The sequence below is a fragment of the Aeromonas intestinalis genome (genome assembly GCF_054052485.1).
The window spans coordinates 15,771-30,768 of the sequence record NZ_JBSTYK010000025.1 but is presented as its reverse complement, the minus strand read 5'-3'; the positions used below and the strand labels follow the sequence as shown (position 1 = coordinate 30,768).

Genomic DNA, 14,998 nt, shown 5'->3' with positions numbered 1-14,998 from the left:
CCGTGGAGGGGTTCCCGAGCGGCCAAAGGGATCAGACTGTAAATCTGACGGCTCTGCCTTCGAAGGTTCGAATCCTTCTCCCTCCACCATCTTCCTGATAGCAGGCCAAAAATAGCAATACCCCGTGGAGGGGTTCCCGAGCGGCCAAAGGGATCAGACTGTAAATCTGACGGCTCTGCCTTCGAAGGTTCGAATCCTTCTCCCTCCACCATCCTTCAGAAAACCCGGCTCAGGCCGGGTTTTCGCTTTTCTGCCATTCGCACGGCACTGATTTCATATGGCACTGTCAGATCTGACAATTGCCCCGATAGAACATTTTGTAAACAGTGGGCCATTCATGGCAAGGAGCCGCCTCATATGTTTGCAATCTGGGATGAAACGGGACAGGAGCAGGGGCTGAACCTGCTGCAACTGCAACAACGCCTCTCCACCTATCAGGGGGAGGTGATGGTGCGCTATCGCAATCGCCTCGGCCTGCCCGCCACCCTGTTTCTGACCGTCCGCCAGGGGCAAGCCTATCAGCGCTTCAAGGCCGGCAATCCGCCCCTGGACTGGCACTGGCTCGGTCAGGCTATTCATTTGATGCATGTACCTGATGACAACATTCATCAGATGAATAATGCCCGCCGTCAGGTGGCAAACTAGGCCCAGGCAGCAGCCAACTCCCCCGTCTGCCCTAGCGGGCCGCCCCCTTCCCGGCCAGATAGGCCAACCCCGCCTGCCAACCCATTTGATAACCCTGCTCCAGCCGGTCCTTGTCCGTGGTCATGCGGCCGACCCGAAAGCCTGCGGGAGGCACGATGACGTGGATCTGGCAATCCGCTGGCGGCTCCCGGATAAAGTCGATGGCCGCGTTGTAGCTGTGATGGCGCGAGAGGCTCGCCTCGGCCAGGGCCGGGGTCTGGCGCAGCAGATAACGGTGCAGGGCGGGCAAACGCGGCGCCTGCTTGCGATAGCCGAGCGGGCGGGAGAGCACCACTGTGATGTCCCGCGCTCCCTGCTCGTAGGCATGTCGCACCGGGATGGAGTCCGCCACCCCGCCGTCCGTCATGGCCTCCCCCGCGATGCGCACGAAGTCCCGATAGGCGAGCGGCACCGAGCAGGAGGCCTTGATCTGCTGCTCCAGCTCGGTTGCACTTCCCCTGAGGTAGGCCGCCTGTCCGTCCGATACCCGGGTCGTCACCACGGTCAGCGGCACGGTACTCTCGGCAAAGTGGGCGAGATCCAGCCTGATCTCGCGGATGGTGATCTCCCACAGCCAGTCGAGATCCAGCCAGTGGCCGCCGCGTACAAACTTGCCGAAATTGATGAATTCGGGGCGGCAGGAATAATCCGTGATGACCCTGTGATTGCGCCCCCGCTGCCCCGCGAGATAGGCCGCCAGGTTGACCGCCCCCGCCGAGACCCCGATGCAGTGATCGAAGCCCGTCTCTCCCTTCGCCAGGAAGGCGTCCAGCACCCCGGCGGCAAAGATGCCGCGCATGGCGCCCCCCTCGACCACCAGGGCCGTTTGCTGCCGACTCATCTCTCCCCTCCCTCTGCCGTTCACCCCCCTGAAACCGGGCACACTGTCTCATTCACCACCAAACAAACCGTCACTTTGTGAATGAAGGCACACTTTGGCTCATTCAGAGCCCTGTCTCCGGGCTGGATCTCTATAATGGCCGCGCCTCAAGTGACCCTACTGAGGCATAACATCTTGATGCTACGGAATATTACAATGAAAAACATCAACAAGACCCTGCTCGCCGCTGCCATTTCCCTCGGAATGCTGGCAGGCTGTAACAGCCAAAATGACTCAGAGGCCCCGGACACCATGGTTCGCTTCGCCACCTTCAACCTCTCCTTCGATCGCACCGCGGCCGGTATGCTGAGCGCCGAGCTGGGGCTGGACCGCGCCGCCCAGGATGCTCTGCTGGCCCGCTATCAGGCTGGCGATAGCAGCCTCAGCCAGGCCGAGATCACCCGCGCCAAGGACGTGCAGCAGATCCGCAATATCGCCGAGATCATCCAGCGTACCCGCCCGGACGTCTTCCTGCTCAACGAGTTCGACAACGACGGCAAGGGGGAAAACAGCGCCGATCTGCAGGCGTTCAACAGCAACTACCTCGCCCATCCGCAACACGCCGAGGTGCAGGCCATCGGCTACCCGGTGATGCAGAACTTTGCCACCAACACCGGCCTGATGAGCGGCCAGGATCTCAACCTGGACGGCAAGGTCAGCAGCGGGCCGGACGACGCCTGGGGCTTTGGCAACTACCACGGCCAGTACGCCTTCGCCGTGATGTCGAAATATCCCATCGACACCAAGCAGATCCGCACCTTCCAGCACTTCAAATGGAAGGACATGCCGGGCGAAGTCAACCCCGTCATCGACGACTGCAACAACGCCAAGGCGCCGATCCCGGCCAGTCGCCAGTGTGGTGAGCCCTGGTATGACGCAGCCGCCTGGGAGCAGTTCCCGCTCTCTTCCAAGAACCACGCGGACGTGCCGGTGCGGGTCAAGACCGCCAAAGGGGAGCAGGTGATCCACTTCCTCATCTCCCACCCGACCCCGCCCATCTTCGGCAACGCGGCGCGCCACAACGTCAAGCACAACCGGGCCGAAGTGGCCTTCTGGCAGGACTATGTGGAGACCGCCAGCTACATGGTGGATGACGCGGGCAAGGCAGGCGGCCTGCCCGCCGGTGCCAGGTTCGTCATCGCCGGGGATCTCAACGCCGATCCCCAACTCGGTGACGGGGATCTGAGCGCCATCCAGGATCTGCACAACCATGTACTGGTCAATCAGGCGGTCACCAACGGCGCCCTGATCCCGGTGAGCCAGGGGGGCCCCGAGTGCCTCGCCAGCCAGCCGGATCAGTGCAAGCGCAACAACAACAGAACCACGCCGGAGCGCATCACCAGCAGCAGCGGCCTGCAGCTCGATCACCTGATCCCCTCCGCCAACCTCAATGCGGTGGCCTCAGGCGTGTTCTGGCCCGCCAGCTTCGAGCCCGGCTACCACCTGGTGTATGACGCACAGCGAGGCATCGCCAAGGGGGTCAGCTCGGATCACCGTCTGGTGTGGGTGGATTTCGAACTGGATAACTGATGTTCAGAAGCGCAATGAAAAGCGGGGCCACGATGGCCCCGCTTTTTTGTCTCTGGCGCTACACCAGCTTGTCGACCCGGGCGGGCAGCCCCTGGCGGACAGAGGAGCCGATGGCCCAGTCCACCAGGGGGTAGCGACCGTGACGGCTGGGATCCAGCACCGCCAGATCGTTGAGGTTGACCCCGGCCCCGCTCAGGGGGCTGGCGGCCACCTCCTTGCCATCGACCCAGTGCGCTCTTGCCCCCAGCTCCTTGTGGCCGAAGCCGTGTTCGATGGCGATGGCATCCGCCTGTACCCCGGCCACGCACTCCGCCACCCCGATGACGCTGCCATCCGGGGTACTGACCCGCACCCTGTCCCCGCTCTCGATGCCAAAACGCGCCGCAGTCTGCTCGTTGAGCCGCACCCGGTTGCTGGGGTGTACCTGGCGCAGACGATCCGAACCAATGCTCATGGAGCTCATGGTGTGAGACTTGTAGCTGGTGAGCAGCAGGGGCCACTGGGCGGGATTGAACGCCTCATTGAGCGGCGTGCCATCCGCCAGTTGGGGGCGGAAGAAGCGCGGGGTGCCGCTTAAGTACCGGCCGCTCTGGCTGTGGCGACGGCTGCCCACCTCGGGGTTCCAGAGCATCAGGGGCTTGGGCCAGCGCTTGCTCGGCTGACCCGATGCATCCCGCCCCTTGGCGACGGGTTCGAAGTGCCCGCCACGGGCGAAGAGGTAGGCGGCGCGGCCCGCCTCTTCCTCGCTCAGGGTGGCATTCAGCACAGGCAGGATCCGCTCCACCCCGGACCAGGCAAGATCCTCTGGTCCTATGGCGGGCACCGGCTGGCCGAGGTAGGCCACGTTCGCCGCGCCATAGAGGGAGAAATCCGCCGCCCGGTTCAGACCGTGCAACTTGCCATCCGCCCCCTTGACCACCCCCTCGCCAAAGCCCGGCAAGCCGAGACGCTTGGCCACCGCGATCAGGAAGGACTCCATGCAGACCGGATCCCCCTCCGCCGTCTTGACGACACGCGGTTCCACCACGGGCCAGCGCCCGGTGGAGACCTTGGTCATGACCCCGTGCCAGGCACTGGCCCAGCCCCAGGACTCGTAGGTGAGGGTGTCCGGCACTATGTAGTCCGACAGCGCCGAAGATTCATTGATGAAGCTGTCGATGCTGACGAAAAGCGGCAGCACCTTGGGGTCTTTGAGCTCTTCCCCGATGGCCTTGGCGAGCCCCGCCTGACCGTAGAGGGGGTTGCCCATGTGGTTGATCCAGGCCTTGAGCCGATAGGGATAGCCGTTCACCGCCGCGGTCAGATGCTCGCCGAGCAGGGGACCCGAGATGGGGAACCAGGGCTCCCGGGCCGGATAGGGGTTCTGCCCCGCCTCCCGCTTGCGCCGATATTCCGAGGTTTTCTCGTAAGGGAATTTGGAGCGGGACAGGAAGACGCCGGCAGGTTTGATCATGCCCGGGAAGCTCGCCAGATCGTAGCGGGGCCCGGCCCCGAAGGGGTCGAACTTGCCACCGCTCGCCACGGCGCCGCCCCGGGCGTTGAGGTTTCCTATCATGGCGTTGAGCATCATGATGGCCCAGGCCGAGTAGAAGCCGTTGGCGCTCATGGTGCCGCCATGGGAGACCACGGCCGCCCGGGTACCGTGGCTGGTGAACTCCCGCGCCAGCGCCTCGATATCGGCCACCGGCACGGCGCACTCGGCGCTGTACTGCGCAAGGCTCATCTCCCGGCACGATTCGGCCAGCAGCTGGAAGCTGCTCTTGACCGCCAGCACGCCACTTGGGGCTGTAATTCGGCGATCCACCCAAAGACTCGCCCGTTCGCACTGGCCGGCGGGCAGCAGGGCACCGCTGCCTGCATCGATCACCAGCACGGCGTCCCCCTCCCCATAGGCCTCACCCTCGAAGGGCAGACCGAGATCGCTTGAGCGCAGCATCTGGCCGAAGCGCGGGTGGGACTCGTCGCTGATAACCAGATGGCTGGCATTGCAAAAGCCGCGATAACCGGCCCGCTCGGCGGCCTCCGCATGGGGGGCCGCCAGGAACGCCTCGGCGTAGCGCTGGTTGTCGATGATCCAGCGCAGCATGGCCATCGCCAGGGCCGAGTCGGTGGCGGGCTTGATGGGCAGCCAGCGGTTGGCGGGGGCGGACGGCATGTTGACCGTATTGGGCAGGCTCGGCGCCACCACCACGTAGGAGAAGGGCTTGTCCGCCCGCGCCCGGTTCGCCGCCAGCTGGCGGGACTGGCGCTTGAAGGGGTTGCCGGACTGTTGGGGCGAGGTGCCCATGAACAGCAGGAAGTCGCTCTCGTCCCAATCCGGCTTGAGGTGGGCGTTCTTCTCCAGATCGTCCAGCAGAGCGCCGGCGCCGACCCGGAACGACAGGCCGCAATAGGCGCCGTGGTTCGCGAAGTTGCGGGTGCCGAAACTGTTGAAGGTGAAGCGCTTGATGAAGTGATCCCGCCCCTCGTCCGAGGCATTGCTCACCAGCAGCTGGTTCGCCCTGGGGCCGTATTCCGGGTTCAAGGGATCCAGCGGCGCGTCGAGGTGGCGGATGGCCCTCAGCCCCTCCACCTTCCCCTCGCCGAACAGATAGCCCCCCTCCACCACCTCGGTCACCAGCTGCTCGAAGGGGATGCTCTGCCAGCGACCGCTGCCACGGGGCCCCACCCGCTTGAGGCAGCGGGTGACCCGGTGCGGGCTGTCGAGTTGTTCGAGCATGGCATTACCCCGGGCACAGGCGGTGGAGCGTCCCTCCAGCCCCCCTTCCTGATAGCCGCTTGTGCCAAGCAGCCCCTGTTTGATGGGTGTCTGGAAATCGATGTGATGGCGGGCGGAGAGCGGGTGATAGGGGTTGCCGACGATGCGTACTATCTTGTCGCTCTCGTTGTCGATGCGGGCCCGCACCCCGCACAGGGTCCAGCAGCCCAGGCACATGGTGTTGGCGAGGCGCTGGTCCGGGTTGGGGTGCAGCTCCCCTCGCTCATCGACCCTGAACTCCACCGGGAGGGAGTTGCCGTGGATGGGATCCCGGGTCGGCTTGCCCGCACTGCCGGTGCTCACCCCCTTTGCCACCTGCTCTATGGTCTCGCTGTATCCGGCCACGAAGAGCCCTGTGCCCCCGGCGATGGCGGCGCCCTTGAGAAACTTGCGTTTGCTGTGATCCATCTAGTGTGCCTCGCGTGCGGATGGGGGAGTGGTGTCAGTGGTGGGCGAAAGAGAGGGGTGGACCAGCTCGGAGAGGGCCACCAGCAGGGCCAGCAACAGGCCGAAGGTGCCGAGGATCCCGAGCATCCCCTGCGGGCCCCAGTCGATGTGGTAGAGATAGACCCCGGCCCCGTATTTGGGGGCGAGCTGCCCCTGGATGAGCACCAGCCAGCGCAGCCCCCACACCAGGTGCAAGACAAGCAGGGCCAGCCCCCACAGCCGCCAGGGTTGCGCTCGGTGAGAGCCCCTTCCCACCAGCATCAGGGCGCCGAGCAGCACCAGGGTCAGCAGCAGCCAGCGGGCCGCCAGTCGCCAGCTGGGGTCGAGCCGGTAGAGGGCCCGCGCTTCCGCCGCCGACGCGCCGCCAAACAGGGCCCACCCCAGCAGGGAGAGGGTGAGCAGGGCCAGGGTCCAGCGGCTTTGGCGCAGCAAGGTTGCCTCGGTCTGCCCGCGCCAGCCCGCCAGCAGCCGGTTGAGCAGCAGCAGGGCCCCCTGGGCTCCCAGCAGGGCGCTGATGATCAGCAGCCAGGGCAGCCAGGGGGTGTGCCAGAGGGGGCGCGCCGCGACTACCATGGTTTCAAGTCCGGTGTAGAGCGCGATGCTGAGGCCGCTCAGGGCTGCCAGCAGGGAGAGTGGCCTGAGCCAACGTTCCCCTGACCAGGAGCCCAGGCAGAGCAGCCGGGCGAGACGGGCGATGGCGTCATCCCCCAGACTCCGCCCCGCCAGCGCCGGTCTTAGCAGCAGCCAGCCCAGCAGCATGGAGAGCAGACTGAACAGGGGCAGCAGGTAGGCGCCGTACCACATGATGGAGCTGAAGCGGGTCTGGGCGTAGAAGTGCCAGGCCCGTGCCGGCTGGTGCAGATCTGCGGTCAGGGCGATGGGAGCCACCAGTCCCGCCCCCATCATCAGCACGGCGGCCAGGGTCTGCAGCCGGGCATCCGGTGCCTTGCGCCACAGCTCAAACGCCCCCAGCCAGAGGGCCCCGTAGGCGAGGCCAATCAGGAAGAAATATTGCACCGCCCAGGGCAGCCAGGTGATGGGCTGATCCGGGGCCAGCAGTTCGTTAATGGTCATGGGCTATCTCCTTGCCATCGTCGGTCAACAGGGTACGCAGGGCCGGGTTGCCGTCGACCTTGCTGACGAAGGCCTCGTCCATGCCGAGGTAGAAGACCCGCGGCTGGGTATGGGCCTCGGGTTTGAGTACCTTGAGGGCGGATTCATGCTCGCGCAGCAAACGGCTGATCTGGCTGCCCGGATCGTTCAAGTCCCCGATGATGCGCGCCTCGCCGACGCAACTCTCCACGCAGGCGGGCAGCAGACCCGCCTCCAGCCGATGGGCGCAGAAGGTGCACTTGTCGGCGGCGTGGGTCTCGTGGTTGATGAAGCGGGCGTCGTAGGGGCAGGCCTGCACGCAGTAGCCGCAGGCGACGCACCAGTCGTTGTTGACCACGACGATGCCGTCGGCTCGCTGGAAGGTGGCCCCGGTGGGGCAGACATCGAGACAGGCGGGCTCGGCGCAGTGGTTGCAGAGCCTTGGCAACATGAACAGAGAGGCGGGGGCCTCCAGGGCAGCCACGTCGCTCACTTCGTACTGGCTGACCGTGGTGCGAAACTGGCCGAGGGGGGGCTGGTTCTCCATGGTGCAGGCCACGGTGCAGGCCTGGCAGCCGACGCAGCGGCGCAAATCGATCAACATGCCGTAACGCTTGCCGGGATCGCCGCGACCGACGGCCGGTCGGGCGCTCTGGGCATGAACCTGGGTAACGGGGATCAGGGCCGCACCGGCGGTGATGGCGGCAATGCCGGATAACAACCGGCGCTTGCTGGGCTCCATAAATGCTTCCTTCTGCTGGCTTGCCACGCCGGACAAGCGTGGGAATGAGGCCATTGTCCCCGGCAGAAAAATGCGTCTCTATTGTGGTTTTCCACATAGCGAGCCCCCTCTTGATCCAGCGCAAGAAAAGCGCCGGGCCAGGGTGCGAACTGTGACGGGCCCCCCATTGTCCCCCCGCCGGGCGGCCCAGTTCGGTACGCCCGGTGATAGACTGGCCCCCTATGTCTGACTCCCTGATCGTCCTTATCCTCATGGCCAAAGGCCTCGCCTCATGAGCCTGCTCCGCCTGCTGGCCTGGCTGGTTCTGGCTGCGCAGTGGATGGCGGCGCCCGCGCAGGCCGGCGAGCCAGCCACCGCCGAGCCGGTGCGGATCGGGGTGCTGGCGACCCGGGGTGAGGAACACTCCCGCCGGCAGTGGCAACCGCTGCTGGACTGGCTCGCTCACTCCATGCCGGGTCGGCGATTCGAACTTGCCCCCCTAGCTCTCACCCCCCTGGCAGAGGCCATCGCCGACGAGCGCCTCGATTTTGTCATCACCAACCCGGGTCAGCTGGTCAGTCTGTCGCGCCAGTATCCGCTGGCCTGGCTCGCCACGCTGAAAAGCCCCCATGGCGGGGACAACCTGGTCATCGGCGCCGCCCTGGTGGTGCGCTCCGACGCCCCCTACCGCCACTGGCGGGATCTCAAGGGCGAGAAGGTGGCGGCCGTATCAAAAGAGGCCTTCGGTGGTTATCTCGCCTACCGTTTCGAGGCCCATCAGCAGGGTGTGCGGATAGATGAGTTCTTCTCAGGGATAAATTTCACCGGATTCCCGCTGGACAGCTTGATCACCCAATTGCAGCGCGAGGCCGTGGCCGCCGCCATCGTGCCGGTCTGCCAGCTCGAGCGCATGGTGCGGGAGGGCCGTATCGATGGGCAGGATTTTCGGGTACTGGACAACAAGGCCCCTGCGGACTTCGGCTGCCAAAGCTCGACCCGGCTCTATCCCAACTGGTCCATGGCGAGCACGGCACGGGCCTCCCCCGAGCTCGCGCTGACGGTCACCCGCGCCCTGTTCGCCCTGCCTGCACAGAGCGAGGCCGCCCGCGCCGCCGACTCCGCGGGCTGGACTGTGCCCGCCAGCCCGCTCGCCATCGATCGCCTGCTCAGGGATCTGGATCGCCACCCCCTGCAGACACCCTGGTGGCAGGGAGCCTGGCACTGGCTGCGTCAGCATCAGCAGTGGGGCTGGGGGGCCCTGCTCATGGTGCTGCTGCTCGGCGGCCACCACCTGCTGCTGCAACACCTGTTCAACCGCAGCCAGCGCCGCTTGAACCGTGCCCGCCAGCGGCTCGACGAGCAGGGCCGCCAGCTCGATGACAAGGTGCACCAGCTCGAGCAGGCGCGCCGCCTGGCCCAGCTCGGTGAACTCGGCGCCACCATGGCCCACGAGATCAATCAGCCCCTGACCGCCATCGCCAGCTACAGCCAGGGCGCCCTGCTGCGCCTCGCCAGACAGGAGCAGGAGCACGCTCTGACCCTCCCCCTGACCCAGGCCCTTGAGCAGATCGGCCAGCAGACCCAGCGCATCAGCCAGACCATAGGACGGCTGAGATCCCGCTGGCAGAAGCAGCCGCACCAGCCCGCGCCCACGGATCTGCAGGTCCTGGTGGAACAGTTACGCCCCCTGCTGGAGCAGCTGCTGGCCCCCCTCGGGGTCGCCCTCTCCCTGAGCTGGCAGGGAGAGCCCAGATTGCTGCAGCTGGATGCAACCGGCATGGAGCAGTTGCTGGTGAACCTGCTCAAGAACGGCGCCGAGAGCGCGGCGCAAGCCCGCCCCGAGTTGACAGGAGAGGCCCCCGGGGTTGCGTTGCTTGTCGCCTTCGAGGGGGAACGACTGCGCCTCGAGGTGCGGGACAACGGCCCCGGCCTCGCCACGCCCGAAGAGCAGTGGCAGCAGCCGTTTTACAGCAGCAAGGCCGATGGCATGGGGCTTGGCCTCGCCATCTGCCGGGATGTGGTCGAATGCCATCGCGGTCGGCTCACCTTGAGCAACCTGAGCCCCCGTGGCTGCCTCGCCCAGGTATTGCTGCCCGCCCCCATGACCGTGCCCCCACCCCGCACAAGGAACTGATATGCCATCCCCATCCCGCCTCCCCCTCTACCTGGTCGATGACGATCAGGGGGTGCTCGACGCCCTGCGCTTTATGCTGGAGGGCTGCGACTTCGCGCCGATCTGCTTTGACGATGGTGCGCGCTTCCTTGCCGAGGTGGACGTGCGCCAACCCGCCTGCCTCATCCTGGATTGCCGCATGCCGGGGCTCTCCGGCCCCGAGGTGCAGCAGCGGCTCAACGCGGCCCAGAGCCCCATCGCCATCCTGTTTCTCACCGGCCACGGGGATGTGCCCCTGGCGGTGGCGTCCCTCAAGCAGGGGGCGGTCGACTTCCTGCAAAAACCGGTGCAGCTCGCCCCCCTGCTGGCGGCCATCGAGCACACCTGGCAGGCCAGCGAGGTGGCGGCAAGACGCCTTGCCCACCTCTGCGCCTACCAGCGCCTCACCCCTCGCGAACACCAGCTGCTGCAACTCATCGCCAGGGGTCAGAAGAATCAGCAGATAGCGAGCGAGCTCTGCATCTCGGTACGTACCGTGGAGGTGTGCCGCGCCAGCCTGATGAAGCGGCTGGAGGTGGATTCCATGGCCGAGCTGATGCTGCTCTACGCGGATGTCAGCTGATCCGGAGCTGCGAAAAACTGACCGGACAGTCAATAAGCGGACACAAAGCGCGATAAGATCACACACTTCCCCTCCCGATGGGGGTAGAGTGCCTCTCTGCCTTATATCAGGGCCCAGGCCCTGCGCCTTTTCGTCATCGAGGAGTCATTATGGAACTGCTTCTTCTGAGCAATGGTAAAGCCACCGAATTCCCGGGCCTGCTCGGCTGGGCCCGCGAGCGGGTGCAAAACGTACTCGCCCGCAAACAGGTCAAGCGCATCCTGCTCATCCCCTATGCGGTGATCCGCAGCGACTGGGATGCCCGCGCCAATGAGCTCACCGAGAGCCTGGGGGTGGAAGCCATCAGCATTCACCACTTCGACGATCCCGTGGATGCCATCCAGCAGGCCGACGCCATCTTCATCAGCGGTGGCAACACCTGGCGTCTGAACCAGAAACTGCACGAGTACGGTCTGGTGGTGCCCATCCAGCGCGCGGTGCGCGAGCGCGGTGTGCCCTATGTGGGCTGGAGCGCCGGTTGCAACGTGGCGACCCCGAGCATTCGCACCACCAACGACATGCCGGTGTGCAACGCCGCCGTGCTGCCGGCCCTCGGCCTCTTCCCCCAGCAGATCAACCCCCACTATCTGGATGCCAGCATCAGCGGCCACATGGGGGAGACCCGGGACGAGCGCCTCGCCGAGTTCTGTGCCATCAACCCGAGCGAGCACGTGGTGGCCCTGCGCGAAGCCAGCCTGCTGCAGATTAGCGGTGAGACCAGCGGCGACACCATCGAGTACTGGAGCGCCCGCGGTCAGGGCTTCAAGATCTTCAAACACGGGGAGACCCCCCAGGAGTTCATGGACGCCACCCCCCTGGCCACACTGACCCCCTTCACCCCCAAGGTGTGACCCGGTAGTCAACTCGCCCGGCACGTCCCGGTGAATCACCCATAAAAAGAGGGATGGCCAAGGCCATCCCTCTTTTTTACTGTTCCCTGCAAAGCGAGGCTCTGCAGAGCCTGGCCCCTTATTCCAGGATCATCTCCTGCTTTTCGGCCCCGGGCTTGGGCGCCTTGAGCAGCAGCACCAGCGGAATGGCACACAGGGTCACCCACATCATCAGCCGGAAGTCCTGCAGATAGGCGAGCAGACTGGCCTGACGGGTCACGACCCCGTTCATCTCCACCAGTCCCTTGACCGTATCCAGCTTGGCGATCTCCCCGCTCTGATGCAGCGCCATGTTGAACGGGTTGATGTAGGAGGCGAATACCTCGTGGTTCATCTGGGTGCGCTGGGCCAGATAGGCGATGACCACGGAGATGCCGATACTGCTGCCGATGTTGCGCACCAGGCTGAACAGCGCCGTTCCCTCATTGCGGAAACGGGGAGACAGGGTGGCAAAGGTAACGGTGGAGAGCGGCACGAAGATGAAGCCGAGCCCCAGCCCCTGCACTATGCCGGTTCGCACTATGTCCCAGCTGCTGATGTCGGTGTTGAACAGGGTCATCTCCCACATGGAGAAGCTGGTGAGGAGCAGCCCAAGCAGGATGAGATAACGCACATCCACCCGGCCGGAGAGACGGCCTACCAGCATCATGGCGAACATGGTACCAACCCCCCGCGGGGCGAGCAGATAACCCACGTCGATGACTGGATAGCCCATCAACCCCTGCATGAAGGGAGGCAGCAGCGTCATGGTCGCCAGCAGAATGATGCCGACGATGAAGATGAACACCAGCCCGACGCTGAAGTTGCGATCCCTGAACAGGGCCGGCTCTATGTAGGGATGCTTGTGGGTGAAGATGTGCACCACGAACAGATAGAACGCCATCACCGTCATGATGGTCTCGATGACTATCTCGGGGCTCGCGAACCAGTTCTGGGATTCCCCCCGGTCCAGGGCCATCTGCAACGCCCCGATGCCGATGCTGAGCAGGGCAAAGCCCAGCAGATCGAAACGGCGGCTCGCATCTATCTTGGTCTCCTCGATGAAGGCGGCGAGACCGAACCAGGCCAGCAGGCCAAACGGCAGGTTGATGTAGAACACCCAGCGCCAGTTGTAATACTCGGTGAGCCAGCCCCCGAGCGACGGCCCCAGAATGGGACCGACCATGACACCGATCCCCCAGAGCGCCATGGCGGAGCCATGTTTCTCCGGCGGGTAGGTATCGAGCAGGACCGCCTGGGAGAGGGGCACCAGACTGGCGCCGAAGATCCCCTGCAACAGGCGGAACAGCACGATCTGATCCAGGCTCTGGGCCGCCCCGCACAGCATGGAGGCGACGGTGAAACCCGCCACCGACCACATGAACAGCTTCTTGCGCCCTATCCGCGCCGAGATGAAACCGGTGAGCGGCATGAAGATGGCCGCCGCGACTATGTAGGAGGTCAGCACCCAGGAAATCTGATCCTGGGTCGCCCCCATGGCCCCCTGCATATGGGGCAGGGCTACGTTGGCGATGGTGGTGTCCAGCGCCTGCATGATGGTGGCCAACATCACCGAGAGGGTGATGAAGCCACGTCGGGAGCTCTGATCGTCCCCCTGATGGCTTTGCGTCGTCATATCAACCTCAGAATGACCAGCCCAGCAGGCTGCGTTTGTGGCCGGTGTCTATCTTGGTGATGGCGCTCAGACCCGCGCGCAGGGTGGGCTGATCCGCCGCCCCGTCCAGCTTGATGCGCACCGCCACCCGCTGGGCAATCTTGACCCAGTTGCCGGTCGCATTCTGGGCCGGGATCACCGAGAACTCGGACCCCGTGGCCGGGCTCAGGCTCTCCACCACCCCGTGCCAACGGGCATCCGGGTAGGTATCCAGGCTGATCTCCACCTCCTGACCCGGCTGCACATGGGTCAGCTCGGTCTCGGTGAAGTTCGCTTCAACCCAGGGAGTGTCTGTCTCCACCAGCATCATGACGGTCATGCCGACGATGCTGTACTGACCCGGCTTGGGTAGCTGGCTGGCGATGCCGTTGGCGGGGGCATAGATCTTGGTGCGAGAGAGATCCAGCTTGGCCTTGGCAAGCTCGGCGGCGGCTTCCTGATAGGCGGGTTGCTGTTCAACCGGCAGGTTGACGTCCCCGTTCAGGGAGGCCTCTATCTTCTTGAGCCCCTCTTCCAGCGCCACCTGTTGCTGGGCGGTCTGGATGGTGAGCTGGCGGGCATCGTCATAGTTGGCGGTGGAGGTGAAGTGCTTGGCCACCAGGTCCGCCTGACGGTGCTCCTCTTTCAGGGCATAGGCATGACGGGTGCTGGCCACGCTTATCTCCGCCTGCTGACCACGATAGCTGGTCTGCAGTGCCACCAGATCGGTGCGCACCTTGGCCAATTCTGCCTCGGCCTTGGTCACGGCCACCTGGAAGGTCTCGGGATCCAGCTCGAACATCAGCTGGCCGGCCTTCACCTGTTCGTTCTCATTCACATACACCTTGGAGACCCGCCCCAGCACCTCGGTACTGATGGGCACCTTGTCGGCCTTCACGTAGGCGTTGTCGGTCTCCACGTAGCGGCCGCCCATCATGTAGACGGCGCCGACGCCGAGCAGGGCCAGAGCCGGCACCACCACCAGCAGAAGCAGGCGGGTCCGGCGACGATTGGGGGTTGCCGTAAGTTGGGGTGAAGTATCGTCAGTCATATGAAAACTCCGCATAAATGCTGTGAAAATAGAAATCAGGAGTGGGAAAACGCGTCACGCAGGGTCTTGAGGGAGTCGCACAACTGCTGAGTCCGTGCCTCCCCCAATTCGTTGACGGTCATTTGCATCACAGTGTCGGACGCCTGCCTGATCATGGTCAGGTAGGGATCCGCCTGCGGGGTCAAATAGAGTTGATGGGCCCGCCTGTCGTTGGGGTCGCTGCGTCGCTCCACCAGGCCGTTCTCGGCCATCTGATCGAGCTGGCGGGCCAGCGTGATGGGCTGGATGTCCAACCGATCGGCGAGATCCACCTGGCGGATCCCTTCACTGCGAGCGATGTGAACCAGGGCCCGAGCCTGTGCTAGGGTCACGCAACTCCCCTCCAGCTGAAGCTGGAACTGGCGGCGCATCAGGCGCTGCACATCGGCGATCAGAAAGCCCAGGGTGTCCTGTTGTTTGCTCATAATAATCAATCCATATAGTAAGCTTTGCTTATTATATACAAGAGGTGGATATATGCAAGCTGGCCTCGACGACC

The 14,998-nt window shown here is 64.7% G+C and carries 12 protein-coding genes and 2 tRNA genes; 7 read left to right on the top strand and 7 right to left on the bottom strand.

What is annotated here, in order from left to right; all coding sequences use genetic code 11:
- The first annotated feature begins 4 nt into the window (after nucleotides 1-4).
- The 3 genes from ACW5W7_RS20775 (at nucleotide 5) to ACW5W7_RS20765 (ending at nucleotide 645) form a co-directional block, all read left to right on the top strand.
- Nucleotides 5-89, top strand: a tRNA-Tyr gene (locus tag ACW5W7_RS20775).
- Nucleotides 90-126: 37 nt separating this feature from the next.
- Nucleotides 127-211: transfer RNA gene (locus ACW5W7_RS20770), tRNA-Tyr, on the top strand.
- 146 nt (nucleotides 212-357) lie between these two features.
- Nucleotides 358-645, top strand: coding sequence for a hypothetical protein (locus tag ACW5W7_RS20765; protein ID WP_456502933.1), 288 nt, complete (start codon nucleotides 358-360; stop codon nucleotides 643-645).
- A gap of 31 nt (nucleotides 646-676) precedes the next feature.
- On the opposite strand, the gene ACW5W7_RS20760 is transcribed toward ACW5W7_RS20765, so the two are convergent.
- Nucleotides 677-1,525 carry a patatin-like phospholipase family protein gene (locus ACW5W7_RS20760; RefSeq protein ID WP_456502932.1) on the bottom strand — a complete coding sequence of 283 codons (849 nt, stop codon included), beginning with the start codon at nucleotides 1,523-1,525 and terminating at the stop codon, nucleotides 677-679.
- Nucleotides 1,526-1,720: 195 nt separating this feature from the next.
- On the opposite strand from ACW5W7_RS20760, the gene ACW5W7_RS20755 reads away from it, so the two are divergent.
- Entirely contained in the window at nucleotides 1,721-3,094 is a 1,374-nt protein-coding gene (locus tag ACW5W7_RS20755; protein ID WP_456502931.1) for an endonuclease/exonuclease/phosphatase family protein, read from the top strand.
- Between the two features lie 58 nt (nucleotides 3,095-3,152).
- On the opposite strand, the gene ACW5W7_RS20750 is transcribed toward ACW5W7_RS20755, so the two are convergent.
- The 3 genes from ACW5W7_RS20750 to dsrO are packed head-to-tail and all read right to left on the bottom strand — an operon-like array spanning nucleotide 3,153 to nucleotide 8,133.
- A complete protein-coding gene (locus ACW5W7_RS20750; RefSeq protein WP_456502930.1) occupies nucleotides 3,153-6,260 on the bottom strand; it encodes a molybdopterin dinucleotide binding domain-containing protein in 3,108 nt (1,035 codons plus the stop codon).
- Nucleotides 6,261-7,373 carry an NrfD/PsrC family molybdoenzyme membrane anchor subunit gene (gene nrfD, locus ACW5W7_RS20745; RefSeq protein WP_456502929.1) on the bottom strand — a complete coding sequence of 371 codons (1,113 nt, stop codon included), beginning with the start codon at nucleotides 7,371-7,373 and terminating at the stop codon, nucleotides 6,261-6,263.
- A complete protein-coding gene (gene dsrO / locus ACW5W7_RS20740) occupies nucleotides 7,363-8,133 on the bottom strand; it encodes a sulfate reduction electron transfer complex DsrMKJOP subunit DsrO (RefSeq protein WP_456502928.1) in 771 nt (256 codons plus the stop codon). The genes nrfD and dsrO overlap by 11 nt, the downstream gene beginning before the upstream one ends.
- 271 nt (nucleotides 8,134-8,404) lie before the next feature.
- On the opposite strand from dsrO, the gene ACW5W7_RS20735 reads away from it, so the two are divergent.
- The 3 genes from ACW5W7_RS20735 (at nucleotide 8,405) to pepE (ending at nucleotide 11,737) form a co-directional block, all read left to right on the top strand.
- A complete protein-coding gene (locus tag ACW5W7_RS20735; protein ID WP_456502927.1) occupies nucleotides 8,405-10,246 on the top strand; it encodes a sensor histidine kinase in 1,842 nt (613 codons plus the stop codon).
- Between the two features lies 1 nt (nucleotide 10,247).
- The gene (locus tag ACW5W7_RS20730) at nucleotides 10,248-10,847 is read left to right on the top strand and encodes a response regulator transcription factor (protein WP_456502926.1); all 600 of its coding nucleotides are present in this window, start codon (nucleotides 10,248-10,250) and stop codon (nucleotides 10,845-10,847) included.
- Between the two features lie 149 nt (nucleotides 10,848-10,996).
- A complete protein-coding gene (gene pepE, locus ACW5W7_RS20725; protein ID WP_456502925.1) occupies nucleotides 10,997-11,737 on the top strand; it encodes a dipeptidase PepE in 741 nt (246 codons plus the stop codon).
- 118 nt (nucleotides 11,738-11,855) lie between these two features.
- Here the strand turns inward: pepE and ACW5W7_RS20720 are convergent, their stop codons facing one another.
- The 3 genes from ACW5W7_RS20720 to ACW5W7_RS20710 are packed head-to-tail and all read right to left on the bottom strand — an operon-like array spanning nucleotide 11,856 to nucleotide 14,924.
- Nucleotides 11,856-13,391 (bottom strand): DHA2 family efflux MFS transporter permease subunit, encoded by a 1,536-nt coding sequence (locus ACW5W7_RS20720; RefSeq protein ID WP_434666035.1) that lies wholly within the window; start codon nucleotides 13,389-13,391, stop codon nucleotides 11,856-11,858.
- A gap of 7 nt (nucleotides 13,392-13,398) precedes the next feature.
- Nucleotides 13,399-14,460, bottom strand: coding sequence for an HlyD family secretion protein (locus ACW5W7_RS20715; RefSeq protein ID WP_349921237.1), 1,062 nt, complete (start codon nucleotides 14,458-14,460; stop codon nucleotides 13,399-13,401).
- A gap of 35 nt (nucleotides 14,461-14,495) precedes the next feature.
- On the bottom strand, nucleotides 14,496-14,924 hold the full coding sequence (locus tag ACW5W7_RS20710) for a MarR family transcriptional regulator (RefSeq protein ID WP_434666030.1): 429 nt from the start codon (nucleotides 14,922-14,924) through the stop codon (nucleotides 14,496-14,498).
- Nucleotides 14,925-14,998 lie beyond the last annotated feature (74 nt).

Coding starts and splice junctions, on each gene's coding strand:
- ACW5W7_RS20765 (WP_456502933.1), top strand. CDS start 358: ATGTTTGCAATCTGGGATGAAACGGGACAGGAGCAGGGGCTGAACCTG.
- ACW5W7_RS20760 (WP_456502932.1), bottom strand. CDS start 1,525: ATGAGTCGGCAGCAAACGGCCCTGGTGGTCGAGGGGGGCGCCATGCGC.
- ACW5W7_RS20755 (WP_456502931.1), top strand. CDS start 1,721: ATGAAAAACATCAACAAGACCCTGCTCGCCGCTGCCATTTCCCTCGGA.
- ACW5W7_RS20750 (WP_456502930.1), bottom strand. CDS start 6,260: ATGGATCACAGCAAACGCAAGTTTCTCAAGGGCGCCGCCATCGCCGGG.
- nrfD (WP_456502929.1), bottom strand. CDS start 7,373: ATGACCATTAACGAACTGCTGGCCCCGGATCAGCCCATCACCTGGCTG.
- dsrO (WP_456502928.1), bottom strand. CDS start 8,133: ATGGAGCCCAGCAAGCGCCGGTTGTTATCCGGCATTGCCGCCATCACC.
- ACW5W7_RS20735 (WP_456502927.1), top strand. CDS start 8,405: ATGAGCCTGCTCCGCCTGCTGGCCTGGCTGGTTCTGGCTGCGCAGTGG.
- ACW5W7_RS20730 (WP_456502926.1), top strand. CDS start 10,248: ATGCCATCCCCATCCCGCCTCCCCCTCTACCTGGTCGATGACGATCAG.
- pepE (WP_456502925.1), top strand. CDS start 10,997: ATGGAACTGCTTCTTCTGAGCAATGGTAAAGCCACCGAATTCCCGGGC.
- ACW5W7_RS20720 (WP_434666035.1), bottom strand. CDS start 13,391: ATGACGACGCAAAGCCATCAGGGGGACGATCAGAGCTCCCGACGTGGC.
- ACW5W7_RS20715 (WP_349921237.1), bottom strand. CDS start 14,460: ATGACTGACGATACTTCACCCCAACTTACGGCAACCCCCAATCGTCGC.
- ACW5W7_RS20710 (WP_434666030.1), bottom strand. CDS start 14,924: ATGAGCAAACAACAGGACACCCTGGGCTTTCTGATCGCCGATGTGCAG.